Annotated in this window: 24 protein-coding genes and 1 tRNA gene; 9 read left to right on the top strand and 16 right to left on the bottom strand. The window is 63.8% G+C overall.

Annotated features, from left to right (window positions below):
• The first annotated feature begins 110 nt into the window (after window positions 1–110).
• The 7 genes from QFZ57_RS01475 (at window position 111) to QFZ57_RS01505 (ending at window position 4,101) form a co-directional block, all read left to right on the top strand.
• Window positions 111–200: transfer RNA gene (locus QFZ57_RS01475), tRNA-Ser, on the top strand.
• A gap of 198 nt (window positions 201–398) precedes the next feature.
• Window positions 399–542 (top strand): hypothetical protein, encoded by a 144-nt coding sequence (locus QFZ57_RS01480; RefSeq protein ID WP_306897432.1) that lies wholly within the window; start codon window positions 399–401, stop codon window positions 540–542.
• Window positions 543–638: 96 nt separating this feature from the next.
• A complete protein-coding gene (locus QFZ57_RS01485; RefSeq protein ID WP_306628719.1) occupies window positions 639–806 on the top strand; it encodes a hypothetical protein in 168 nt (55 codons plus the stop codon).
• A 67-nt stretch (window positions 807–873) separates the two neighbouring features.
• Window positions 874–1,065 (top strand): hypothetical protein, encoded by a 192-nt coding sequence (locus QFZ57_RS01490; RefSeq protein ID WP_306628720.1) that lies wholly within the window; start codon window positions 874–876, stop codon window positions 1,063–1,065.
• A gap of 883 nt (window positions 1,066–1,948) precedes the next feature.
• On the top strand, window positions 1,949–2,338 hold the full coding sequence (locus tag QFZ57_RS01495) for a cupin domain-containing protein (protein WP_306628721.1): 390 nt from the start codon (window positions 1,949–1,951) through the stop codon (window positions 2,336–2,338).
• Between the two features lie 194 nt (window positions 2,339–2,532).
• Window positions 2,533–2,868, top strand: a complete 336-nt coding sequence (locus QFZ57_RS01500) for a hypothetical protein (protein ID WP_306628722.1) — start codon at window positions 2,533–2,535, stop codon at window positions 2,866–2,868.
• A 741-nt stretch (window positions 2,869–3,609) separates the two neighbouring features.
• Window positions 3,610–4,101, top strand: a complete 492-nt coding sequence (locus tag QFZ57_RS01505) for a DUF805 domain-containing protein (protein WP_306628723.1) — start codon at window positions 3,610–3,612, stop codon at window positions 4,099–4,101.
• A gap of 127 nt (window positions 4,102–4,228) precedes the next feature.
• Here QFZ57_RS01505 and QFZ57_RS01510 read toward each other — a convergent pair whose 3' ends face one another.
• The 4 genes from QFZ57_RS01510 to QFZ57_RS01525 form a co-directional block, all read right to left on the bottom strand.
• The gene (locus tag QFZ57_RS01510) at window positions 4,229–4,387 is read right to left on the bottom strand and encodes a hypothetical protein (protein ID WP_306628724.1); all 159 of its coding nucleotides are present in this window, start codon (window positions 4,385–4,387) and stop codon (window positions 4,229–4,231) included.
• Window positions 4,388–4,455: 68 nt separating this feature from the next.
• Window positions 4,456–5,079 (bottom strand): class I SAM-dependent methyltransferase, encoded by a 624-nt coding sequence (locus QFZ57_RS01515; RefSeq protein ID WP_306897437.1) that lies wholly within the window; start codon window positions 5,077–5,079, stop codon window positions 4,456–4,458.
• Entirely contained in the window at window positions 5,076–5,951 is an 876-nt protein-coding gene (locus QFZ57_RS01520) for a hypothetical protein (RefSeq protein WP_306628726.1), read from the bottom strand. Before QFZ57_RS01520 ends, QFZ57_RS01515 begins: the two co-directional genes overlap by 4 nt.
• 363 nt (window positions 5,952–6,314) lie before the next feature.
• Window positions 6,315–6,851: a GNAT family N-acetyltransferase gene (locus QFZ57_RS01525; protein WP_306628727.1), complete on the bottom strand. Its 537-nt coding sequence runs from the start codon at window positions 6,849–6,851 to the stop codon at window positions 6,315–6,317.
• A 211-nt stretch (window positions 6,852–7,062) separates the two neighbouring features.
• On the opposite strand from QFZ57_RS01525, the gene QFZ57_RS01530 reads away from it, so the two are divergent.
• Window positions 7,063–7,683, top strand: coding sequence for a Rho termination factor N-terminal domain-containing protein (locus QFZ57_RS01530; RefSeq protein ID WP_306897441.1), 621 nt, complete (start codon window positions 7,063–7,065; stop codon window positions 7,681–7,683).
• Window positions 7,684–7,784: 101 nt separating this feature from the next.
• On the opposite strand, the gene QFZ57_RS01535 is transcribed toward QFZ57_RS01530, so the two are convergent.
• From QFZ57_RS01535 to QFZ57_RS01580, 10 genes are read right to left on the bottom strand one after another with little or no spacing between them, the layout of a single operon-like run.
• On the bottom strand, window positions 7,785–10,040 hold the full coding sequence (locus QFZ57_RS01535; RefSeq protein WP_306901497.1) for a gluconokinase, GntK/IdnK-type: 2,256 nt from the start codon (window positions 10,038–10,040) through the stop codon (window positions 7,785–7,787).
• Window positions 10,041–10,095: 55 nt separating this feature from the next.
• Window positions 10,096–11,325 carry a D-mannonate dehydratase ManD gene (gene manD, locus QFZ57_RS01540; protein WP_306628729.1) on the bottom strand — a complete coding sequence of 410 codons (1,230 nt, stop codon included), beginning with the start codon at window positions 11,323–11,325 and terminating at the stop codon, window positions 10,096–10,098.
• Window positions 11,326–11,379: 54 nt separating this feature from the next.
• On the bottom strand, window positions 11,380–12,816 hold the full coding sequence (locus tag QFZ57_RS01545; RefSeq protein WP_373461164.1) for a mannitol dehydrogenase family protein: 1,437 nt from the start codon (window positions 12,814–12,816) through the stop codon (window positions 11,380–11,382).
• Window positions 12,813–14,216 (bottom strand): glucuronate isomerase, encoded by a 1,404-nt coding sequence (gene uxaC, locus QFZ57_RS01550; RefSeq protein ID WP_306897444.1) that lies wholly within the window; start codon window positions 14,214–14,216, stop codon window positions 12,813–12,815. Before uxaC ends, QFZ57_RS01545 begins: the two co-directional genes overlap by 4 nt.
• A gap of 3 nt (window positions 14,217–14,219) precedes the next feature.
• Window positions 14,220–15,125, bottom strand: coding sequence for a sugar phosphate isomerase/epimerase family protein (locus tag QFZ57_RS01555; protein ID WP_306897446.1), 906 nt, complete (start codon window positions 15,123–15,125; stop codon window positions 14,220–14,222).
• Between the two features lie 4 nt (window positions 15,126–15,129).
• The gene (locus QFZ57_RS01560; RefSeq protein ID WP_306628733.1) at window positions 15,130–16,293 is read right to left on the bottom strand and encodes a Gfo/Idh/MocA family protein; all 1,164 of its coding nucleotides are present in this window, start codon (window positions 16,291–16,293) and stop codon (window positions 15,130–15,132) included.
• Entirely contained in the window at window positions 16,290–17,138 is an 849-nt protein-coding gene (locus QFZ57_RS01565; RefSeq protein WP_306628734.1) for a sugar phosphate isomerase/epimerase family protein, read from the bottom strand. Before QFZ57_RS01565 ends, QFZ57_RS01560 begins: the two co-directional genes overlap by 4 nt.
• A 2-nt stretch (window positions 17,139–17,140) precedes the next feature.
• Complete coding sequence (locus QFZ57_RS01570) at window positions 17,141–18,064, bottom strand: carbohydrate ABC transporter permease (protein ID WP_306897448.1); 924 nt, start codon at window positions 18,062–18,064, stop codon at window positions 17,141–17,143.
• Entirely contained in the window at window positions 18,061–19,071 is a 1,011-nt protein-coding gene (locus tag QFZ57_RS01575; RefSeq protein WP_306897450.1) for a carbohydrate ABC transporter permease, read from the bottom strand. The genes QFZ57_RS01570 and QFZ57_RS01575 overlap by 4 nt, the downstream gene beginning before the upstream one ends.
• Before the next feature lie 6 nt (window positions 19,072–19,077).
• Window positions 19,078–20,436, bottom strand: a complete 1,359-nt coding sequence (locus tag QFZ57_RS01580; RefSeq protein WP_306628736.1) for an ABC transporter substrate-binding protein — start codon at window positions 20,434–20,436, stop codon at window positions 19,078–19,080.
• Between the two features lie 216 nt (window positions 20,437–20,652).
• Between QFZ57_RS01580 and QFZ57_RS01585 the strand changes: the two genes are divergently transcribed.
• Window positions 20,653–21,708, top strand: coding sequence for a LacI family DNA-binding transcriptional regulator (locus QFZ57_RS01585; RefSeq protein ID WP_306897452.1), 1,056 nt, complete (start codon window positions 20,653–20,655; stop codon window positions 21,706–21,708).
• A gap of 28 nt (window positions 21,709–21,736) precedes the next feature.
• Here the strand turns inward: QFZ57_RS01585 and QFZ57_RS01590 are convergent, their stop codons facing one another.
• Window positions 21,737–23,200, bottom strand: a complete 1,464-nt coding sequence (locus QFZ57_RS01590; protein ID WP_306897453.1) for an MFS transporter — start codon at window positions 23,198–23,200, stop codon at window positions 21,737–21,739.
• Between the two features lie 78 nt (window positions 23,201–23,278).
• Entirely contained in the window at window positions 23,279–23,752 is a 474-nt protein-coding gene (locus QFZ57_RS01595; RefSeq protein WP_306628739.1) for a MarR family winged helix-turn-helix transcriptional regulator, read from the bottom strand.
• Window positions 23,753–23,793 lie beyond the last annotated feature (41 nt).

Raw genomic sequence — 23,793 nt, forward strand, 5'->3', positions numbered from 1 at the left:
GGCTCGATCCCATACACTGCGCAGCTCAGGGTTGAGGCGTTCCCCGCAGACAGCGCTGGGCTGCACACGTTTTGGGGATGTCGGCCTCGCTCCGGTACCCTATTGAGGTTGGTGACGTGTCCGAGCGGCCGAAGGTGCAACACTCGAAATGTTGTTTGGTGTAAAAGCCAACGTGGGTTCAAATCCCACCGTCACCGCCAATGAGAAAGGCCCTGCTTCCCTTGTAAACAAAGGGAAGCAGGGCCTTTTGCTTTGCCCGATTTTTGCCCCGCAGTAACGCAGCGGTAACAAAGATTTACGGTGCAGACGCCCACGCCTCAAGAACGATCAGGTCAGCCGTAGCCGTCGATCTTGGCTGCCTCCGCCTTATACCGTCGCATCTTCCGTCTTTAGGCGTGATGAGTGCACCCCCTCGCATGAGGGTGAACTACCCGCAACTACACAGCAAGAGGTCGGTGATGCACCGTGAACTTTTGCTCGCCGGCGTCACCTTCGCCGCCAGGGCAATTCTCTCGCTCCGCACCTCGAACTCGGGCATCTAAACAAGCAGTCAGGACGCACCTGCACCAACGGCATCAGCTCACCGGTGACCCAGCAGCTCGCATAGCCTAGGGTCAACAACTATTTGGGGGTAGCAAGTGAATCTAAGTCCGGCTTTTGGCATCATTGGCTCTCTGTACGCGGTCTTCATGATCGTGCTGGCCGTCTTGGCGGTGTACGCACTGGTCCTGGCCATCATTTTCCTACGGCTGCGCATCGCCGAGCTGAAGCGGGCGGCCCGGGCTGGGCAGACCAGGGACAACTGATGCGGCGCACACACAGCGCCTGGCTATTCCTTACCGCCGCCCTGATGCTGCCTACCGGGTGGTGGGCTTGGAATCTTGGGGCAGGTTCTCCAAGCCCGAATACCGAAGCGATGAGGACCTTTACACGCTCCTCGCACTGTGCGGCGCAATACTGCTGCTGCTCGGTTTCATCCTGGTCGTGACCGCGATCTTCCTCGGCCTCCAAAAGATCGACAAGATGACCAGTGACCGCTTCCTGGAGCAGGCGCAGCCTGCATAGGAGTCCGAGGTTCCATGACTCAGACCAAACGCCGGGCACCGGATCCGGAGTGGGTGCTGTTGTACCGACAGGGTATTCCTGCGCCCAAGATTGCTGCTGGGTCCGGCGTCGCTGAATCTGTCGTGCGCTACCACCTGGCAATCGGGGCGAAGCAGGACCCTGGCCTACGGGACACGCACGCACAAAGCAGCACTCCCCAAACCGCCCCAGCGTCTGACCGAGCCAGGCCAACGGAACCTGGCTGACATCCTGACGTTCCATGAGTCCGAGGGGCGGCTGCCAATCAGCGGCAGGACCCAGCACGAATCTACTCTGGCCGGCTGGCTCACCCGGCGTCGCAAAGACGCAGCCGCCAGCGTCATCTCCCCCCGCCTACGCTCTAGCCCTAGACGCAATCCCCGATTGGCGGTGCTACCCCACCAAGCGGGACGCCGACGCCCCCGCTGGAAGCAACGCCTGAACGAGGTCATTCCCGACTGGCGGCAAGGCCGGCCGCGACGGGGCGCCAACAGCACGCGAAACGACGGCGCTGGAATTGGACATCGCTGCCCCCCGCACCGGTAAGCCTGTTTAACTGAATCCACCTCCTCCGACTGGTCCCAGCCAACCACTGAACTCTCCGCCACCTCCTCCTTCGCCGCTATCGTCGTCCTTTCCGCAGCGGAGAGAGCGCTTATACAGGCTGCCGTCGTCGGTGTGTTCGACGTGCCATTCATGCCTGTATTCAGTTTGCATAGCAGGGCCCCAAACATGACCTTCTCCGATCCGTGCAGGCAGCCGCTCTCGCAAGTCCATAATGGCCCTCGTGCAGGCCGGGCGATACTGCTAAACACTGAAGAGGGCCACCTGCCCCAAATGGAATCAACGAAAGTGTGGAAGCAAAGTGGCAAAACCAGAAGTCGAGTTCACTCCAACGTCATCAGTGCAGTTCACGCCCTGCGCCCCACACATCGACGGGCTTTCTGAAGCAGTCCTGGCTCGTGATGAGGGTACCGGCTGCGTCACCCGCATCCTGAAGTTTGAGCCGGGAACGGACACATCACCAAACGGTGTCCTAGTCCATGACTTTTGGGAAGAGGTATTCATCTTCGAAGGTTCACTCGTCGACAAGAGTCTGAACCGCAGCTTTAGTGCGGGCGACTGGGCTACCCGCCCACCAGGCATGAAGCATGGTCCCTGGGTCTCGGCATCCGGTGCCAAACTGTTCGAGGTCCGCTATTACGAACAAAATGTCAGCGCCACGGAGGAGGCCGCAACCCTCCAGGAGCAGTAGGAAACAAGCATGACACCGGCCCGCAAACACTCCGGCGAGACCCTGCGAGCCAGCAAATACAGCCACCGCCTCAAGAGGGCTGAGTACGCACTGCCCAGCGAAACCAACTCGACCTGGCACTCCCGGGAACCGTACGGCGATAAACACTGGGCGGCCGTTGCCTGGATGTACGAGGACGAGGACCACTCGACGGCTTGCTAGCCAGACACAAGAACCTGCGGGCCGTTACAGACCTGTCAGCGTGGGATGGCGTGGAAGGTGTCTTCGTCATGGTCCTCGACCGCTACAAGCAGGTCTACATCGGCCAGGCGCTGGACATCCGCTCCTGCGTCAAGAGGCACTGGAGCGGGACCAAGCAGTCCGACCGGCTGATCTTCCCGGATAAGCCATCCTCCGTGCTGCCCATCTACTCGTTCCGGGCTCTGGACACCAGCCGCATCTTCGCAGCCTTCCTGGGTTCCATCGTCCCTGGGCGTTGGCGGACTCCTGCATCGCTTACGCCGGGAAAGCTGGTCGGCTTGGCAGGGTGAAGAAACTGGCCGGGTCGTCGGCGCCGAGCAGGTCGTGGTGGAACACGATGGCGTCCACCGGACGGGTATCCACAAAGAACACAGCAACATCGCGGGAGTGAACGACGGTGTACCGGACTGGACCGTCGAGCCACGAGCCAGGAGTGGATACCGGTGAACTCCTCGACGAACAAATCGTCACCTAGCAGGCCGCGCTGATCGAGCGGATTCTAGACCAGATGCCAGGCGAGATCCATCAGTTCATGGATGGCCGCCTCCACCGTTGGAGCCGTCATGACTCCATCGTCCTCCCGGGCACTGATAGGAAGGCGGTCGAGGGGTGGGTGCGTCCTGAGCGCGTGTGGCCAGCCCGGTTAGACTGGACCGGGTAAGGACGGATGGGGGATCCAAGGGCGGCTTGCGCCGCTGTTCCGCTGGTCGGGCGCAGCAAGCGAATCCAAGGAACGACCGTGACCTTCTTCCAGGACTACCCAATACCATCGCTGCCTCCCCGCCCACGGACTCCGCGGTTCACACCGCCTCCCTGGGCCGGAGCACCCCGGTACGAGCTGCCCGCCGTCGTTCCTGTGAATCAATTCATCCACAAATCCCCGGCCATCGTGATGGCCCTTGAAGCCATCCAGGTCTGCTCCACCGGATGCGTCTTTGTTCAGTCGGTCCACGGGCCGCCAAGCTAAGAGGAAGACTACGAGCTCACGTACGATGAACAGCGTCTTATCACTCTGGTCTTTGGGGGAAACTTTGACCTATCCGCAATACCCGCAGCAGCAACAGCAACAGCCTTACTCAGCAGCAACGGGCGGTGAACCGCCGCTTTGGGCGCCGTACTACGGGGCTCCTATCGCGGCGGCCGTCAAGCGCTTCTTCAAGAAGTACGCGACGTTCTCCGGGCGTGCCAGCCGCAGCGAATACTGGTGGTGGACCTTGGTCTCCGTGAGCGTCAGCATCGTTCTAAGCCTCATCATGTCGGTGATGGGAATGCCGGACTCCGACGGCCAGAGGCCCGAATTTGGTGCAGGAGCGGCCGTCGCCGTCAGCCTGTTTGGGCTCTGGTTTCTGGCACTTATCGTGCCATCCATTGCCTTGACCGTGCGGCGCCTGCACGACAGCAACAAGAGCGGCTGGTGGTACTTCATCAGCGCGGTTCCGATTGTTGGGGGAATCATCCTGCTGATCTTCGTCCTCCTGCCGCCTGATCCTGCAGGCCGGCAGTACGACCAGCCAACCAGTTAGTCGCCAGCGCCCAACGCTTTGAAGGCCCCACTGTCAGAACGACAGTGGGGCCTTCTGCTGTGCCAGGGCAGGGAGCACTTGCCGGGATACAACCCCGGTCCGTTTATGCCAGCGCCCGTGCGACGTCCTAGCCGGCGGACTTCAGCAGGTTGTTCCGTGCTCTGTCGCAGCGCCTGGTGGTCCGCGGATCAGCATGGCCCATGCTGTCCTGCAAGGCGTGCAGCGAGGTTCCGCTGTCCAAAGCGATGGTTGCGAAAATTCTCTCTGCCCTCAGGTCACTGTGCATGGGCCGGCCTGCCCTGGTAAGCAACTCGTCAGTGGAGCGAGGACCATAAGGTGGACCAGTGTGATTTGCTACGGCGGGCCAGCGATTGCAGCAATGGCCGCATGCGGCCGGCTGCCGCAGTCATGCCGTTTTTCTACGTTCAAGACCGCAAAGCCGGCTTCCTGCAAGGTCAAACTCATTTGTCCTATTGACCAGTGGTACGCCTTGGTGACTGCATGGCCTAACACTTCTCCGGACTTGCCCGGGAAAAAGCCAACAAGCAGGTGCCCTTGTGGCCTGAGAACGCGTCGGAGTTCGACGAGAACCTGGGGCAGCTCCGCCGGGGCCAGATGAATCAGTGAATACCAAGCCAACGCGCCAGCCAGACTGTCGTCGGCGAGATCGAGAGCACGAAGTGAGGCAACCCGGAAGGGCACGTGCGGGAAGCAGCTGCGGGCGCTGTCGATGAATTCGGGGACCAAGTCAACGCCGGAGATGTCGACCCCCTGCCGGTGGAGAAAGCCAGCCCATTGCCCGGGGCCGCAACCGGCGTCGAGCACCGGTCCGTCGATGCGCGCTGCCCATCGTGTTATTGCTAGTCGGTCCAGTTCGTGCGTGTCCTCGATAGAGCCAAGCCGGTTCGTGTATTCGGCGGCGACTGCCCCGTAGGCTGCCCGGACAAGTTCATCGCCCGCCGGTGGAAGACCCGTCACGAGTCGCGCGGGGGGAAGGAACGTGCACGCTCCAAGGCGTCCCAGAGATTGCTGACCACGCGCTCCGACTCCGCGGTTCCAACGTCGGCAAAGGACCCCCACCCGCCGTACAAAGTGGAAGCCTCTGCAGCGGCCTCTCGGAGACCGTGCGCATCGTTGACCCCCGCGAACAGCACGTCCAGCCAGTCGGCGGTCTGGTTCCGCCCTTCGTCGTGCTCGGCGCGGGCTACAGAGCGTACTTCTGCAATTGCGGAGATGATGTCATCCCGCACAGATTCAACGGTTATCCGCTCGCTACCCATGAGGGCCATTCGGCGGTCGGCGCCGGACGGCGCCGATCTCGAAGTGGCTTCCCACCATCGGAAGCTGCCGGGAATCAGTCCTGCCAGCAATGCCAGTCCGAAGATGAAGCACAACAGTCCCAGGAAACCGGCGATCCCCTCCTTCATCGGTCCCGCGATGAGGAAGGTGCCCACGCTGAGACCCACTACTCCGCAGCCGAGACGCCAGGCGCGGTTCGCCTTCGTGTTCACCTGGTATCGGGGGACCCCATACTTCCGCCGTTCTCCTCCACCGTTTCCCGGCGGAATAGGAGCTGTGCGAGTGGGCCCCTCCACGACGCGGCCGGCTTCGTCCACCCACCGGCCTGTTCCTGTTTCCGGGCACTGGGCGTGCACGCTTTCGTCGACGGTGGCGAAATCCGCCGGGTAGCCCCGGTACATCATCTTTGAGAGGTCCACGCCAAAGTCCACGCGGCCGTCTGCCCAGTAGGCGTCGTAGCGGACAAGGCGGACCGGACGGTGCAGCCACCGCGAGGGTCTGATGAACGCCGTCGCTCGAACAGCGACAGGATGATCTGCGGTTTCGGGCATGGACCGATCGTTACACATTGACGAAGACCAGACGCGATTCCGGCTGAACTGGGCGCGGCTGGTCCTGGCCTACCCTTGTGTCCATGGGGGAATTGCTGGGCTGAAGAAAGTTGACCAGTGGGATGCGCGGCTCCTTTAACCAGTGTCGGCATTGTCAGTGGGATTTTCGGAGGCGCGGCATTACTCATCCACGGCACACCGATTGCATTTTGGGCAGGGCCCGTCTTGGGCCTTACCACTTTCCTCGCGATGTTCCTGTACCTCCAGCGATTCGGACGCTTCCACAACCAAACGAGGGAAACGGCTACCTGATCGTCAGGACACCGCGTTCAACCCGGGCGGTCCCCAGTGGTGTCGAAGCGCCTAAAGGATCCGCTGATACATCCGGTGGTCCTGCCATTGGCCGGCTATCCGAAGGTAGCTGCGGGCAGTGCCGTACGCCTCAAAGCCGTTCTTTTCCAGCACCCTTTGGGATGCGGTGTTGTGCACCAGAGTTGCGGCCTCGAGTCGGTGGAGGCCCAGGTCAGATTTCGCTATATTCACGGCCGCAGCTACTGCCGCCGTCATGAGCCCTGCCCCTTGGGCTGTGTGGGAGATCCAGTAGCCCAGATGGGCATTCTGGAATGCACCCCGGACGATTGAACTGAGTGTCAGCAGCCCGACGATACCTTCATTTCCTGCCAGCACCATGGGAAGTGCGGTGCCTGACTCGAGTTCAGTCCGCCGGTTTCCAATCACTTCCCGCTGGCCCTCGACGGTGTAAAAATCCTCCGCCCTGAGCGGCTCCCATGGTGCGAGGTGGGACCGGTTCGCTTGAAGCGCCGCTGCCAGCGCTTCCGCATCCGACTCCTGGACAGGGCGGAGCACAATACCCTCGGAAATTTCGCAGGAGAAGTCCACACGCTCACACTACGCGGCTGCCGGATGGTGGACGGAGGCACCAGGAGATCGACGACGGCGGCGCCCAAGTTCCTGCCTCCCAACCCCGCGTCGTCGAGCAGCTGCGCTTGACGCCACATCGGGCACAGGCTAGAAAAGTAAGCAGCCTTATTATTTGTCGATTTCGGCCAAGAGTATTTCTGCCAAGAGTTCAGCAAAGGGAGGACATGCCATGAGTGACAAGCCCGGTAATCAGACACCCAACACCCCTGACGTGAGTGAGACGGAACTGCGCAAAATGAAGGTGGACGAGCTCCGGCACGAGGCCAGGGAAGAACACATCTCCGGTGCATCCGGCATGCGCAAGGAAGCGTTGGTGAAAGAGGTGGCCCAAGCCCGGCAGGAGGGCGCGGAACGCGGCCAGAGCGGAGATGCCGGTTCCAAAGCGGAGGACGCCGAAGACCTGGGTGCCGGCCCCGACGGCGGCAAGATCCGCTACGGGGATGACTCGTCCAAGTCATTGAAGTATTCGCAGGAGATCACTTCCACCGATGAGGAGCCCGAACGCGAAGGCCGCAGCCTGGCAACCACGCACCATGAAGTCATCAGGCAGTGGGCCGAAGAACGCGGCGGGGTACCCGCCACGGTTGAAGGCACTGAGCATGGCGACCACCTGGGCGTCCTGCGCATCGATTTCCGGGACAAGGACACCAACCTTCGCCAGGTCAGCTGGGAAGAATGGTTCAAGACCTTTGACGACCGCCGCCTGAACTTCATCTACCAGGAACAGCGGACCGATGGCAGCCAGTCCAACTTCTTCCGGCTGGAGAACCCGGAACGCGAGGACGCCTAAGGGCACCCGGAAACCAAAGCACCGAAGCGAAACGCCTGGCCGGGCACAGCGGGAAGCAAAAACCTCCTGCCGTGTCCGCCAGCCGCCGCTTTGCGGAGTTGCTACAGCCGGGTGTCGAACGACCCGCAGAACACGTTCTCGTTGAACGTGCCCTGGAATTCGGACTTGCCCTGGATCTTTTCCACCGCAGCCCGGATGGCTTCCCGTGTTCCCGCGTGCGCGTGGATTGCAGTCTTGACCATGGGCACGTCAATCAGGTGGTTCGGCTGGTTCAGGGACACGAACACCGTGGGCACCTCCGTGACGTACCACGGGATCTCCGCAGCCATCGGCGAGGACCACTTGATCCGGATGGCCGCCTCCTGGGCGAAGCCCTTGACGTTGGCGAACACAAAGGCGGCGTCGTACTTCTCCGCGTAGTCCCCTGTGGCCTCCTCGGACAACACCCGCATGAAGTTCATGCCCGTCTCCCCCGCCGCCTCACGTTGCTCGGCAGTCCGGAACACAAACACCTCGAACCCGGCGGCTTCGAGTTCCTCCCTCACCGCGTCCAGGTAGGCCAGCGGGTCAGCGCGGGTGAAGTCCGCGCCACCGGAAATGCCGTACAGCCGGATTCGTGGATGGGTCGCCGGCGTAATGGGCAGGTTCCCCGCGGTGTCCTTGACCAGTGTCACCGTCTTGTCAGCGATCTCGGCGGCAATGGCGCGGTGCTCAGCACAGCCAATAACGTCAAGTGCCTCGGACGGAGGAACCAACTGATCAACAGCCTTGAGGTGCAACCCCAGCGACGCCTTCAAGCCCAGGATCCGCCGCAGGGCATCATGCAGCCGCTGCTCCGTGATGACGCCGGACTTGTACCCGTCCAGCATGTACTGGAAGTCCTCGGCCGGGTTTCGGAAGAACAGGAACATGTCACAGCCGGCGGCGATCGTTGCCGGCACGAGGTCCTTCCGCTTCCTCGCCTGGGTGAGGCCCACCATCTGCGAAGCGTCCGTGAGGACCAGCCCGTTGAAGCCGAGCTCACCCCGCAGGAGGTCCTGCAGCAGCTCCGGAGACAACGTGGCCGGCAAAACGTCAGCATCCCCAAGGCCTGGCCGGAAATGCCGGGAGACCTCGGACGCCCCAATGTGCCCCACCATGATGGACTGCACGCCGTGCGCAATCATCTCCCGGTACACGTGCCCGTAGGTCCGGTTCCACTGCTCATAGGAGAAAGTGTTGTAGGACGTGACCACGTGCTGGTCACGCTCATCGATGCCGTCACCGGGGAAGTGCTTCATGGCACAGGCCGTGGGCGATTCGCTGATCCCGTCGAAGTATTCCTTCGCCCGCTCCACGACAATCTCTGGCGTGTTGCCAAAGGAACGCGTGGAGATGACAGTGTTCCGCCAGTTGTAGTGGATGTCCACGATCGGCGCGAAGGCCCAGTTGCACCCAAGGGCCGCCGTCTCAACCCCGGCCACCTGCCCCATCTGCCGGGCAATGTTCTTGTCCGGGTGCGAACCCGCCTGCAGGTGCGTGGACACGAACGTGCCGTCGTCGCAGCTGCCGGCCCCGCCCATCTCCGGGTTGGACGCAACCAGCAGCGGAATCCGGGACTTGGACTGCGCGTAGCGGATGTGCTCCTGGACGGCGGCGGAAGGCCCGGGCCGGTACCGCATGCCGCCCACGTGGTAGTTCTCCAGCACGCCGTCGAGGTACCCGGGCGAGTAGTCATTGTTGTGGTTGATGAACAGCTGCCCGATCTTTTCCTCGAGCGACATGGCACCAATGGTGCCCTCCACCCAGGCGATCGCGTCGGCGTCGAGATTGAACGGCGCTGCGGCGAGGTCGACGTCGAACTGCCGCGGCCGGGTGCGGGGCGCGCCATTGGAAGGACGTACGACGGCGGCAATCCCCTTGAGTGCCTCAGCCACCACTTCCGCGACGGGGGCGGCGATGTCCACCACCACGCCGCGTTCGTCTTCCTGCAGCGTTTCCAGCGTGGCGAGCTGGGATTCGAGCAGCGCGGGTGGCATGAAGTGGCCGGTGCGTCCTTCAGTCCGCGCCTTCAGCACTTCTTTGGTCCCGTGCAGGTGCAGGAAGAGGGTGTCCGGCGCCTGCTCGCGGATGGCGTCGCGGTAGCTGCGGCGCAGGGCGGAGCAGGCAAGCACCATCCCGCCATCCCCCGCGGCAGCCAGTTCACGGCCCACCGTCGCCAGCCAAGGCCAACGGTCTTCGTCCGTCAGCGGCGTGCCCGCTGCCATCTTGGCAACGTTCTCCACCGGGTGGAGGGAGTCGCCGTCGAGGAACGGGACGCCCAGTTCACGGGCCACGAGGTCGCCGATGGTGGTCTTGCCGCAGCCGGAGACGCCCATGACCACGACGCGGGGTTTGGCGTTTCCGGGTTGATTGTTGCTCACGGTTTTCCTCTTACCAGTCGTGGACGGTGCCGTCGACCAGGCGGTTGTAGGGCAGGTAGGCCTGCTGGTAGGGGTAGGCTGCGGCGGCTTCTTCGTTGAATTCGACGCCGATGCCCGGCGTCTCGCCCGGGTGCAGGTAGCCGTCGGTGAACGTCATGGACTGCTCGAAGACCTCGTTCGTCTTGACCGAGTGCTGCATGTATTCCTGGATCCCGTAGTTATGAATCGCCAGGCCCACATGCAACTGCGCCGCGAAGCCCACCGGGGAAATATCCGTGGGCCCATGGAAACCGGACTTGATCTGGTACTGCGCGGCGAAATCCATCACCTTCTTCAACGGCGAAATACCGCCGAAATGCGTGGACGCCGCCCGCACATAGTCGATCAACTGTTCCTTGATCAGCGTCTGGAAGTCATACACGGTGTTGAAGATCTCCCCGATCGCCAACGGCGTGGTGGTGTGCTGGCGCACCAGGCGCAGGCCCTCCTGGTTCTCCGCCGGCGTGCAGTCCTCCAGCCAGAACAAGTCATACGGCTCCAGCGCCTTGCCCAGCTTCGCAGCCTGGATCGGCGTCATCCGGTGGTGCCCGTCATGCAGCAACGGGATCTCCGGGCCGAACTCATTCCGCACCGCCTCAAACACCGTGGGCAGGTGCCGCAGGTACGCCCGGGTATCCCAGTCCTCCTCCAGCGGGAACGCCCCCCGCCCGGCCGGTTCGTAGTCATACCGCTCCCCCGAGGCCTGCGCCTGCGCCGCCACCCCATACACGGCCTTGATCCCGGGAACGGCCGTCTGGATCCGGATCGACTTGTACCCCAGCTCCAGGTGCTCCCGCACCGAATCAAACAGCGACGGGATATCAGCCCCGGACGCATGCCCGTACGCGCGCAACCCGTTCCGCGACGCCCCACCGAGCAGCTGGTACACCGGCATCCCGGCCATCTTGCCCTTGATATCCCACAACGCCATATCCACCGCAGCAATCGCAGCCATCGTCACCGGCCCCCGCCGCCAATACGCACTCCGGTACAGGAACTGCCACGTATCCTCAATCCGGTGCGCATCCTTACCGACCAGCAACTGCGCCACATGCTCCTTCAAATACGCGGCAACAGCCAACTCACGGCCATTCAACGTGGCATCACCAATACCGGTCACACCATCCTCCGTAGTGATCCGGAGCGTCACAAAATTCCGCGAGGGACTGGTAACGAACACATCGGCGGCAATGATTTTCATGGGATTTAACTGTTCCTTCCAAAGGTAAAGCGAGGCTCAAAGCAAAACCAGGGTTCAAATAAGTGTCGTGGTGGCGGTGGCCGCCGGGTTGGCCGCAAAGGATCCACAGAGCCCTTGGACCAGGGAAACGATGTTCGGATCGTCGGCAAGGCCCGCGCTGACCAGCCGGAGCAGCGCCTGGACCCTGTCGCTGCCATCAAGGGCGTCCGCTGCCCGGATCTGCGCGGCGAGCGGATCCTGCAGGTCCGGAGCAGTGCCCACGTAATCGATCCAGGCTGCGAGCATCAGTGCGCTGCCGCTGCCGGACCGGCCGTTGGCCCTCTCACTGGTCAGGACGGGCACGGAACGCATGCGCAGCTTGGTGGTTCCGTCCGCCGCGATTTGGGCCAGGCGGTGGGCGATGCGGGCATTTCCGAAACGCTCGAGCAGGGCCTGGCGGTACCGCGGGATGTCCAGGCCCTCGCCCTGCAGGTTACTGGCCGCTTCGTCCCAGAAATCCTCCACGGCTTTCCGGCACAGCGGGTCGGCCAGGGCTTCGGCAACGGTGGCGTGGCCGCGAAGCTGGCCGGCATACGCCAGGATGGAGTGCGAACCGTTCAGGAGCCAAAGCTTCCGGTTTTCGTAGGGCTCAATGTCATCCACAACGACGGCGCCGGCGTCCTCCCAGCGTGGCCTTCCGGCCGGGAAATCACCGCTGAGCACCCAGTTCCGGAACGGCTCGGCCACCACCGGCGAGCTGTCCCGGTAGCCGCACTGCTCCGCTACCTCCGCGATGTCCGCCTCGGTGGTCCGCGGAGTGATCCTGTCCACGGAGGTGCTGACGAAGCTGACATTCCTGCCGATCCACTCCACCAGCCCTGGGCCCCAGACGGAGGCCATGCCCAGCACGGCACGGCGGGCAACGTCGCCGTTGGCCGAAAGGTTGTCACAACTGACGACGGCGACCGGTCCCGCGCCGCTGTCCATCCGGCCTGCGAGGGCCAGCACCAGCCGCCCCAAAGGTGTGGTGGGTGTCCCGGCACCTCCGGACGCTGCTGCGGACAGCGCACGGAGGTCATCCGAAACAGCTGTTGCCCCGGCGTCGAACGTTCCGTCTGCTGCCAGCCCGTAGGCGGCCTCGGTGATGGTCAGCGTGACGATCGCCGTCTCCCTGGCCGCGACCAGCTGCGAAAGCCTGCTGATGTCAGCCCCGTCCACCGCTTCGACAATGCTTCCGATGACTTCGAAGCTGTCCCCGCCGGCGGACCGCTCAACCAGCGTATAGAGGCAGTCCTGGCCGGACAGCGCCTCCGCGGCGTCCGGGCGGCGGCCGGTAAACGCCGCAATCCCCCACTCTGCTGCGTCGGGTGAATGCTGTGTGTACCAGGCCTGGTGGGACCGGTGGAATGCGCCCAGGCCAAGGTGCACGATGCGCACCGGCGCTTTCTGCAGGTGCTTCAGGCTGCGGTTCAGGGCAGGGACTGGATCCAGGGCAGGAGGCGCGGCACTCACAGCTTGAACACCCGCCGGGGTGAGCCGTCCACGATGTCCACGATCAATTCGTGCGCCCGTTCCTCGGTGATCCGGTGCTCGGCCACTAGGCGGGCCAGGAAGGATGCCTCGATCCGCCGGGCGGTGTCATGGCGGGCCGGAATGGAGCAAAAGGCCCGGGTGTCATCGATGAAGCCCGATGAGCGGGAGAACCCTGCCGTCTCGGTCACCGCCGAGCGGAAGCGGAGCATGGCGTCCGGCGCATCCAGGAACCACCACGGTGCCCCAAGGTAGACCGAGGGGTAGAACCCGGCCAGTGGAGCCAGTTCCCGGGAGAACACAGTCTCGTCAAGGGTGAAGAGGACCAGGTGGAAGTCCTTGGCCGTCCCGAAGTCCTGCAGCAGCGGGCGGATCGCGTCGGTGTAGTTGACTGCAACCGGGATGTCGTGGCCGGTGTCCGCTCCGAAGGCTTCGAACGTTGGCGCATGGTGGTTGCGGAACGATCCCGGATGGATGGTCATGACCAGCCCGTCCTCCACCGACATCCGGGCCATTTGGTACATCATGTGCGCCTCGAAAGCGTCCCTGTCAGCAGCACCCGCCTGGCCGGACCTGCCGCGCTCGAAAAGCCGCTCCGCCTCGGCGTCGTCCAGCTTCAGGGTGGAAGGCGTGAAAACGCCGTGGTCAGCGGAGACTGCGCCGCGTTCCACAAAGTGGCGCCGGCGGGCCTCAAGGGCCTTGATGTATCCGGCGTAGCCGGAGGCACCGTCCCCGGCTGTGGTGATCAGGCGTTCCACGTTGTCCTGCCAGGCCGGGTGCGCCATGTTCAGGTACTGGTCCGGCCGGAAGGTGGGCAGGACCCGGCCCGCGAAGGCAGGATCGGACTGCAGGGACGCGTGGCTGTCCAGCGAGTCGAGGGGGTCATCCGTGGTGGCCAGCACCTCGATGTTGAATTCCTTGAACAGCTCCCGTGGCCGGAAACCGGGCTCAGAGAGCTTGGCCTGCAGGGCGTCGTAGAGCCGGTCCGCGTTCTCTGTGGACGGTTCTTCCGGGAGCCCGAACACGTGGGCGAACTCCTGCCGGATCCAATAGCCGGACGCCGTTCCTTCGAAGTCGGGCCACGCCTGACAGAAATGGCGCCAGACCTGCCGCGAATCCGCGGGCTGGCTGCCCAGTCCCAGCTGGTCCATGGGCACCCCGCCCGCGTGGATCAGCCGGGTGACGTAGTGGTCCGGGGTGACCAGGAGCGCGGCGGGGTCCGGAAAGGGGGTGTTCTGCTCGATGACCGCAGCGTCCACGTGCCCGTGCGGGGAGATGATGGGCAGCCCTTCCACCTTCGAGAAGAGTGAGCGGGCTATTCCCCGGACGCCGGGATCTGCCGGCAGGAGCCGGTCCGGGTGCTCCGCTATCGGCGTTCCCATGGGTCAACGCCTCCCTGCAGGCACGGACAGCCCAGCCAGTGCCGCGGTGGAGCGGAGGTAGTCAAGGTTGCCTGCGGTCCGTTCGGCCAGCGGAAGCTCCGTGGAGAAGTCCTCCACCGTCACCCAGCCGTCATAGCCGTAGGCGGCGAGCGCCTTGAAATACGCCAGCACGCTGCCCTGGCCGGAACGCAGCGGAGCCCACTCGTTCCGGTAGATCGCGGCGCCGGACTCGTCGGTTTCACCGCTGTTGACCCAGACTGCATTCTTCACGTGCACGTGCGCCAGGTAGTCTCCCAGGAGTTCGAACGCGGGAAGGTAGTCTTCCTGGCCTTCGATGAGCAGGTTCCCAAGGTCGTGGATCACGCCCACGTGCCGCGGATCCAGCCCGTCCAGCAGCCGGAGCGCGGACGAGGCCGAGGCGGTGATGGTGCGGTGGTGCAGCTCCACGAGTGCCTTCACGCCGTGGTGGGCTGCCCGTCCGGCGATCCACTCGAAATCACGGCGGGCGGCAGCAAGGAGTTCCGGGTAGGGCGTACCGCTGGCCGGCTCGTTCCCCCAGGCCGCGGTACCAAGGGGAGGTGTGGTCACCCGGACCTGGCCCGCGCCCAGCCTGGCGGTAGCCGCCAGCATGCGGTCCACATCCGCGTGGTTGTCGCACCGGGCGTATCCGCCGATGCCGGAAAATTCCAGGCCGGCAGCACTGGTGATGGATGCAATCCGGTCCAGGTGGTCTTCCATGCCGGTGAGCGGAATGCTGGCCTTGTTCCCGGCCCAAAAGCCCGGCGTGGCAGCGTCAGCCTGGTCCGTAATGCGCCACTCGACGCCGTCCCAGCCCTGTTCTGCGAGGTGCTGCACTGCCTCTTCAGGAGTCCATTCCGGGGTTGATGCGGTAAAAACTGAAAACTTCATAATGTCAGGCGCTTTCTGCCGCGGTGCTGCCGGTGCGGACTTCAAGATCGTTGTACTTGCCGGCCAGGACGTCGTCGAAAAGGACCGGCTGGCCGAGGGTGGCCGAAACGTAGACGGAGCGCACTGCGGCGAGCGCGTTGACGGCGTCACTGACGGTGACGCCGGCCTGCCTTCCGCCGGCGATGGCGGCCAGGATGTCCCGGTACTGCCGGACGTGGCCGGCGGGGTACACGGTGGGGTCGGCGGCCTTGTAGTCTTCCTCCGGGAACCTGGCCAGTTCCTGTTCCGCCTGGTTGCCGCCGCCCTGGAGGCCCATGTCCGCGGACTCACCGCCGGCGTCCTTGCTGTGGAAGTACTGAAGCCTGTCATTGTCCACCACCGCCGAGCCTTCGGATCCCATGAGCTGGACGCGTACCGTCAGCCCGGGGTACGCCGCGGTAGTGGCGTGCAGGACGGCCAGGCCGCCGTTTTCGAAGGTGATGGTGGCAACGGCCGTGTCTTCCACCTCGATGCGTTCGTGGGCAAGCCGGGCAGTGTGCGCATGGATCTCCACGGGGCGTCCCATGAACCACAGCAGCAGGTCCACGGTGTGGACGCCCTGGTTCATCAGCGCGCCGCCGCCGTCCATTGACCACGTGCCGCGCCAGTCGCCGGAGTCGTAGTAACCCTGGCTGCGCCACCACGCAACGGAAGCGATGGCCGATGTAAGCCGGCCGAAGCGTCCCTTGGCCACGGCGTCGGCAACAGCGACGCTTGACTGGTCAAACCGGTGCTGGCTGATGACCGAGGCCACAATCCCCTTGCCCGCCGCTTCCCTGGCTGCGGCTTCAATCTCCTGGGCCCTGCTGAGGTCAACGTCAAGGGGCTTTTCGATCACCACGTGCTTGCCGGCCGCCAGTACCTCAAGGCCCTGCTGGATGTGGAGGCCGCTGGGGGTGGCCAGCGCCACCAGGTCGATCTCAACCGCCCCGAAGGCTTCCTGCAGGGTGGTGAACTGCGGCGGCCGCTGCCCGCCTTTCTTTTCGATGAAATCCGCCAGGGACTCTGCCGCGGCCGGGATGGCATCCACCAGTGCCACGATCCGGACCTCCGGAAATGCCTGGAGGGCTACGGCGTGGGTGCGGCCAATAACGCCGCACCCGGTGATGGCTACGTTCAAGGTGCTCATGCGGTCTGGACTCCTGCTTCTGCGGTGACTTTTGCGAAGGCGCGTGCGGCGATGCCGAACGCGGTGGGGCCGGAGAATCCGCCCAGCCCGTGGGCGCCGGCGAGGTGCGGCTCCAGGGAGGCGAAGCCCTGGTAACCGTCGGCCTTGAGTGCCTCTACGGTGCGGAGCACATCCCCGTCCCCCTCACCGGCCGGAACCACGTGGCCGTTCTCGAACAAGGCGTCCTTGACCTGCAGGTACTCGAGGTGCGGGCGCAGTTTCGCGTACCCCTCATCGAAGGGCTTGACTCCCACCTGGACGAAGTTGGCAGCATCCCACGCCACCTTGAGGGCGGGGGAATTGACGGTTTGGATGATGTCCAGGACCCGGTCAGGTGTGTCCCCGAAAATATCCTTTTCGTTCTCGTGCAGGAGGATCACGCCGGCTTCCTCCGCTACGTCGGCGAGGGCCCGCATCCGCTCGATGACGGCGTCGCGGATGCTCTCCACCGGCACCGATTCGCCGTAGTAGAACGAGAAGATACGGATGTATCCGGCATCCAGGACCTTGGCAGCGTTCACTGCCCGGCGCAGCCGATCCACCTCGTGCTCCACAGGGAGGCTGACGTCCACCTTTCCTATGGGCGAGGCGATGGCCGAGACCTTCATGCCCTTCTCGGCAAGCAGTGACTTGAGGGATTGGAGCTGTTCATCGCTCAGGTCCACAATGTTGGTGCCCCATGCGCTGCGGACCTCGATGTGGTTGGCCCCAAGGGCCTGCAGCACTGCGATCTGGACTGCGGGGTCGTCGTCAATTTCGTCGCCGAAGCCTGACAGCTGCCAGGTGACCTGGGTGGTCGAAACCATGGTTATTTAACTCCTCCGGCGGTCAGCCCGCCTACTAGGTAACGCTGGAAAATCAGGTACAAAATGACTACTGGTGCCGCGCAAACGAGGGCCGCCGCCATCAGCTGGCCGTAGAACGGGATGGCACCGCCTTCCTGCGAAGCGCCAAAGATTTGAAGTGCGACGGCGGCGGTCTGGCTTTCCGGCCGGGTCATCACCGACGCGAACAACACGTCGTTCCAGCCGAGCAGGAAGGCGAAGATGCCAGAGACAACGATGCCGGGCCAGCTCAGCGGCAGGACGATCCGGAACAGCACTCCCAGGTTGGACGCGCCGTCGATCTTGGCTGCCTCCTCCAGTTCCTTGGGAAGCCCCCGGAGGTAGGTGACCATCACCCAGGTGGAGAACGGCATGGCAAACGTCAGATAGGTCACGAACAGGCCCCACTGGGTTCCGATGACCTGGATCCCCAGGTAGGTGGCAGCCGAGGAGAACAGGACGAAGACCGGCAGCACCATAAGGGTCCCGGGCACGGACTGCAGTGCCAGCAGGCTGCGGAGGATGGTCAACCTGCCGCGGAAGCTGTAGCGGACCAGGACGAACGCGGTGGACACGGACAGCGCGGCGGAGACCACCGCGGTTGCTCCCGCCACCAGCACGCTGTTGGCGAGGCCGTTGGCCAGGCCCACGCTGGTCCAGATCTTCGAGTAGTTTTCGAACGTTACCGTGGACGGCCAGAACTCCCCGTTGGCCACACCTATGTCTGAGTTCACCGAGGCCAGGAAGATATACAGCACCGGAATCAGGACCAGGGCGCCCAGGAAAACCAGGACAATGATCAACAGGGGGCCCGGGAGCAGCCGCAGCACTTCATGCTGTCGATGCGACCCCGGACGGTCGACCTCGAAGGCCGGCGCGGCCTGCCGTTTGGCTGTCGTGGTGCTCATTTCTTGGCTCCTGGTGAGTCGGCGTCGTCGAGCTTTACGGCGCGGAGGTAGACGAACAACGGAATGGCGATGAGCACCAGGGAGACGAAGGCCATGGCTGCGCTCAAGCCGAAGCGGAAGCTCTGGAAACTCGTAACGTAAGTGAGGATCGGGAGGACTTCCACGTCCGCGGGTGCCGGAACACCGAACAGCACGAACGGAAGGGTGAAGTTGTTGATGTGGTGCAGCATGCCAATCAGGAATGCGAGCGCCAGGGGGCCCTTGAGGTAAGGGAAGACGACGTAGCGGAGCTTGTTCCACCACAGCGCCCCATCGAGCGCGGACGCTTCATGGACCTCATGGTCCACAGACTGCAGGCCGGACAGCGCCAGCAGGTAGATGAACGGCCAGGAGGCCCAGATCTGGACCAGCACCAGCGTCCAGAAGGTCTGCGGTCCGTTGAGCCACAGTCCAGTGTGGATTCCCACGCTCCCGAGGGCCTCGTCCACGATTCCCCCTGGCCGCAGCATGGTGCGCCATACGGTTGCCACCACGAAGGAAGGAAGGACGTACGGGATGAGGAAGACTGACCGGATGACGGCGCGGCCCTTGAACGCGTTCTGGGTTGCGACGGCGGCAGCGATGCCCAGGGGCAGGGTCACCACCATGGCCAGCAGCGAGTAGCTGACACTGAGCCAGACAGCGTGCAGCAGGGGCGAACCAGTGACGGCTTCAACGAAGTTTTCCACTCCGATGAACGGTGCGCTGATCCATTTCCGCAGCGTGTACTGGTCCAGATTGAGGACGGACATGTAAATGCCGAGCAGGAGCGGCAGCACGATGATGATGACCATCAGGACCCCGCCAGGGATCAGCATCCAGAGCGGCCGGTTCCGTTCGCTCATGCCCTTGCGGCGCAGCCCGTCATTGTGGTCGGGCTGCTGCCCGGTTGCATCAGCTTGCCGGGCCGCCCGGCTTGCGGCGGACTCTGCCGCAAGCCGGACTTCGTTAGAGGCGTCGGTTGACATTGGAACTTATCCTTTGGAGGCCCGGTCCAGGGAAGCCTGGCCCTTGTTCTGGGCGTCTTTGATCCTGGATTCAAGGGCTGATTCGTCCACTTTCCCCGCGGCCAGGTCCGGAACGGACTGCACGGTGACGTTCAGGAGTGCGAGCTGGATATCACCCCAGGCACCGGTGAAGGGCGTCGCTTTGGACTTCGCGGCGGCGTCGGCCATCGGCTTGAGCTTCGGATCGGTCAGGCTGGCGAGGGCCTCGGCGTTGGCCGGCAGATCACCAAAGGTCTTCTGGTAGTTCAGCTGTTCATCCTTCGACGTGATCAGCTTGATGTAGGCGAAGGCCAGGTCCTGCTGCTTGGAGTAATCGGCGACCACCAGGTTGTCACCGGAGAGAATGCTGGCGGCGTCGCCGTCGGACTTGGACTGTGTCTCGCCGGGCGCGACGGTGGGCATCAGGGCGTATTCGTATTTGCCGGCAATTGCCGACTTATCGAGCGTCGGGATGGAGGTGGCGGTGGTCATCATCAGGTAGCCGGCCTTGCCGCTGGCAAAGGCGGCCACGGCGTTGCTGTTGCTCCAGCCCACGGAGGCGGGATCGACGATCTTGTCGTTGGTCAGCCAGCCGAAGTACGTCTCGTACGCCTTCTTGACCGCGGGGTCATCCATCTTCAGCTTGTTGCCGTCAACCAGCGGGTTTCCGGCCTGGACGGACATGGCCCAGATGAACTTCCAGGGATCGAAGTTGTCCTTGTACCCGGTGGCGATGCCGTAAGTGTCGCCTTTGGTCATCTTCTTGGCCTGGGCAGCCAGCTCGTCCCAGGTTGTGGCGGGCTTGTCGATGCCGGCAGCGGCCAGCAGGTCCTTGTTGTAGGCCATCACGAACGGGCGGCTGACGAAGGGAATGCCAACCTGGTGGTCCTTGTCCGGTCCGGAGATGCCAAGGGCTGCCGGGTTGAACCGGTCCTTGCCGCCCACCTTCTTCCAGTCATCGTCGGAGAGGGTGACGAATGCCTTGGTGGAGAAGGCAGTTGGCGTGAATGTGGTGCCAAGTCCGTAGACGTCCGGGCCCTGGCCGGACACCACGGAGGTCTGGATGCGGGTGAGTTCGTCGTTTGCCGAAGCGAAGGTCTCGAACTTTACGTCGGCTCCGGTTTCAGCCTTGAACTTGGCGGCGATGTCGCTCTGCCACTGCTTTTGCTGCTCGGGGTACTGGCTCAGGACACCAACCAGGACGTTGAGGGTCTTGCCCGTCCCGTCCACTTTGCCGTCCGCATTCGTTGAGCCTCCCCCGCCCGAGCCCGACGATCCGCAACCGGTCAGGGCGAGTGCTGCAGCAGTGACAATCGCCGCAAACCCAGTAGTCGATTTAAACCTCATTGTTTCTTCTCCTCTAGGACACCCACATGGCCACATCCATCCTGTGGCGGACATCACTGCAGGCGACTCAAAAGTCAGTCTAGGAAATTGGAAAGGTTGCGGCAAGCGGTTGCCAAAAGTTGCCATAAGTGGTGTGATTGGAGGAACGAGAACCAAGTGCACGCAGGCGTAAAACAGCCAATGACGCGTTCTCCAGCCAGAGAGGGAAGGTCGGCTATGGCTAATCCACCGAGTGAAGCCAGTCCCCGGGGCCCCTTTGACGCAAGCTCCCGGCAGGACCGCCCGCCCACGATCCGGGATGTGGCCGAGCTGGCCGGAGTAGCTACATCCACGGTGTCACGGGCCCTTTCGCGGCCGGACCGGGTAAATCACCGGACACGCGTCCGCATTGAAGAAGCTGCAGCGGAACTCAACTACGTGCCGAGCTCGCAGGCGCGCGGGCTTAGCTCCGGACGGACCAACGCCGTGGCCGTACTGGTACCCGACATCACCAATCCGTTCTACTTCGACATCATCCGCGGCACCCAACACCAACTCAAAGCCGCCGGCGTTACCCAGCTCCTGGTCGATACCGAGGAGTCCAGTGAGATGGAACTGGATGCATTGCACAAGATGCGCAAGTCCGCCGACGGCTTCATCCTTGCGGCCTCGCGCCTGACGGACGCCCAACTGGCGGAGGTCTCGCGGACACAGCCGCTGGTGACATTCAACCGTGCCTCCACCAGTGCCCCGACGGTGATGATCGATACGCCATCGGCCATCATCCAGGCCCTGGAGCATCTGGCCTCGCTGGGCCACCATAAAGTCTGCTACGTCTCCGGGCCGCCCACCTCGTGGTCCAACCGGATGCGCTGGAAAGTCTTCGAGGAGGACGCGACAAAACGTGGGATGGAGGTCCACCGGATTGGGCCCTACACACCCAAGACCACGTCAGGCGCTGCGGCCGCGGACGCTGCAGTAAGGACGGGCGCAACAGCCTGCATCGTTTTCAACGACCTGCTGGCCATCGGCATGCTGCAGCGCCTGCAGGCCCGCGGCATCCGCGTGCCCCAGGACATGAGCATCATCGGATCGGACGATATCTTCGGCGCGGACTTCTGCAATCCGCCGCTGACCACCATCTCCAGCCCCATAGAGCAGGCGGGCAGGGTGGCGGTGTCCATGCTGCTGGCCCAGCTCAACCCGCTGTCGGGAAGCGCCACCCGCCAGCTGGCCGTCATGCCCACCCACCTGACCGTCCGGGAATCCACCGGTCCCGCGCCGGCCCAATAAGGGCGGGCGGCACGCCTGCAGCCTGCCCCTACAGGTGGACCGCCGGTGTGTCAGAGGAGGTTGCGCCGCTGAAGGTGCTCCTGCTGATGTTGATCAGCAGCAGTGCAATGGGTGCGATCAGGACGGCAAAGCCGGCGGCCCACCAGAACACCGCAGAATAACCGTCGGACAAAGCCTCCATGGGCGCGCCGCCCGCGGCGGCAGTGGCTGCGGCCGCAACCGTACTGAACAAGGCGATCCCGAGGGAGCCGCCAATCTGCTGTGACGCGTTGACCAGCGCACTGGCCACCCCGGCGTCGTCCTTGTCCACTCCGAAGAGCGCAAGATTCTGCATGGGGACGAAGACCAGGCCCAGCCCGATGCCCAGCAGGATCAACGCCGGCAGCATGTTCACCAGGTAGCTTCCGTCTGCCCGCACCTGGGTCAGCCAGAGCATTGCCGCGGCCATGAAGATCGGCCCGACGGCGGTGGGGATTTTCGGACCGAGGACCGGCAGGTTTTTGGCCGTGATCCCGGCCGTCACGATCAGCACCACCGTCATGGGCAGGGACGCAACCCCTGCGATGAATGGCGCGAAGCCCAGCACAATCTGGATGTAGAAGTTGATGAAAAGAATGCCGCCAATCAGGACGGCTCCGGCCAGGAAGGACGCCAGGAAGGCTGCTGCACGGTTGCGCTCAGAGGCAACGCGAAGGGGCAGCAAGGGGTGCTTGACACGCCTTTCGACGACGACGAACATCGCCATGAGTGCCACGCCGGCCAGGATGAAGCCCCAGGTCTCAGGCGCCGCCCAGCCGTGTTCCGCATTGGTGAAGCCGTAAACCAGGGATCCAAGCCCGAACGCCGCCATGGCAACCCCCGGCCAGTCGTATTTGGTGGACCCTCCGGCTTTGCTTTCCTGCACGCGCTTCCACACTCCCACCAGGGCGATGGCAGCAATGGGAACGTTGACGAAGAAGCACCAGCGCCAGGAGACGTAATCCGTAAGGAACCCGCCCAGCAGGACCCCGGCGGCTGCACCCACCCCACTGATGGAGCCGAAGACCGCGAAGGCCGTGCCGCGCTCCTTCCCTCCCGGGAAGGACACCGTGAGCAGGGCCAGGGCTGCCGGGGCCAGGAGAGCCGCGAAAAGCCCCTGAAGCGCGCGGGCGCTGATCAGTTCCCAAGGTGCCTGGGCGAGCCCGCCGGCAAGCGATGCCAGAGCAAACCCGGTAGAGGCCGTAATGAAGGCGCGCTTCCGGCCCCAAAAGTCCGCGATCCGGCCGCCCAGCAGCAGGAATGCTCCCAGAGCCAGAGCATAGGCGGTCACCACCCAGGCTCGCGTGGAGTCGCTGATCCCCATCTCGGCCTGCAGGCGCGGGAGGGCCAGGTTCACGATGGTGCCGTCCAGGACCACCATGAACTGGGCCAGGGCGAGGAAGACGAGCGCCCACCATTTTCCTCTTGCTTTGGCTGCCGCCGTTTGCGGCGGATCCGCCAGTTGTGTCGTCATTCAAATCTCCACATCAGTAGCTTTACTTATATAAGTATAACTATATGGGAGGATACGTGTGAATGAGGGCAGACGGGCCTACTCCGGCTGGGCCAGGACGGACGCAAGCCGCTGCAATGCGGGCAACGCGGCTGCCAGCTGCTCGCGATCATCCGGCTGCAGCCGGCTGCCCGCGGCGGCCAGCGTGTCCGCCCACGCCCCCTCGAGCAGGGTCTTGATGCGGACCGACTCCGGCGTGGGGTGCAGGGCAACATACCGCTTATCCAAGGCATCGCGGGCCCTCGTGACCAGGCCCAGGGCTACGAGCTCACGCAACTGGGCGCTGACGTTGCTCAGCTGCCGCCCCAGCCTGGCCGCCACCTCCGCCACGTTGATTCCAGGATGCCGTTCAATCACCCGGATAACGTCCAGCACCCCACTGGACAAGGGAAGGACCCCCGTCCCCTCATGGGATTTCCGCCGCACCTCGAACGAGATATCCAGGACGGCCACCGCCAGGTCCCGGGCATCCAGCGGTGGTGTTTCTTGGGCGCGGGGCGTGGAGTGGTCCATCCCACCAGCATAGGAGTAAAGCGCGACGGCGGATCGGGCGC

The sequence above is a fragment of the Arthrobacter sp. B1I2 genome, from assembly GCF_030816485.1.
Classification (GTDB): domain Bacteria; phylum Actinomycetota; class Actinomycetes; order Actinomycetales; family Micrococcaceae; genus Arthrobacter.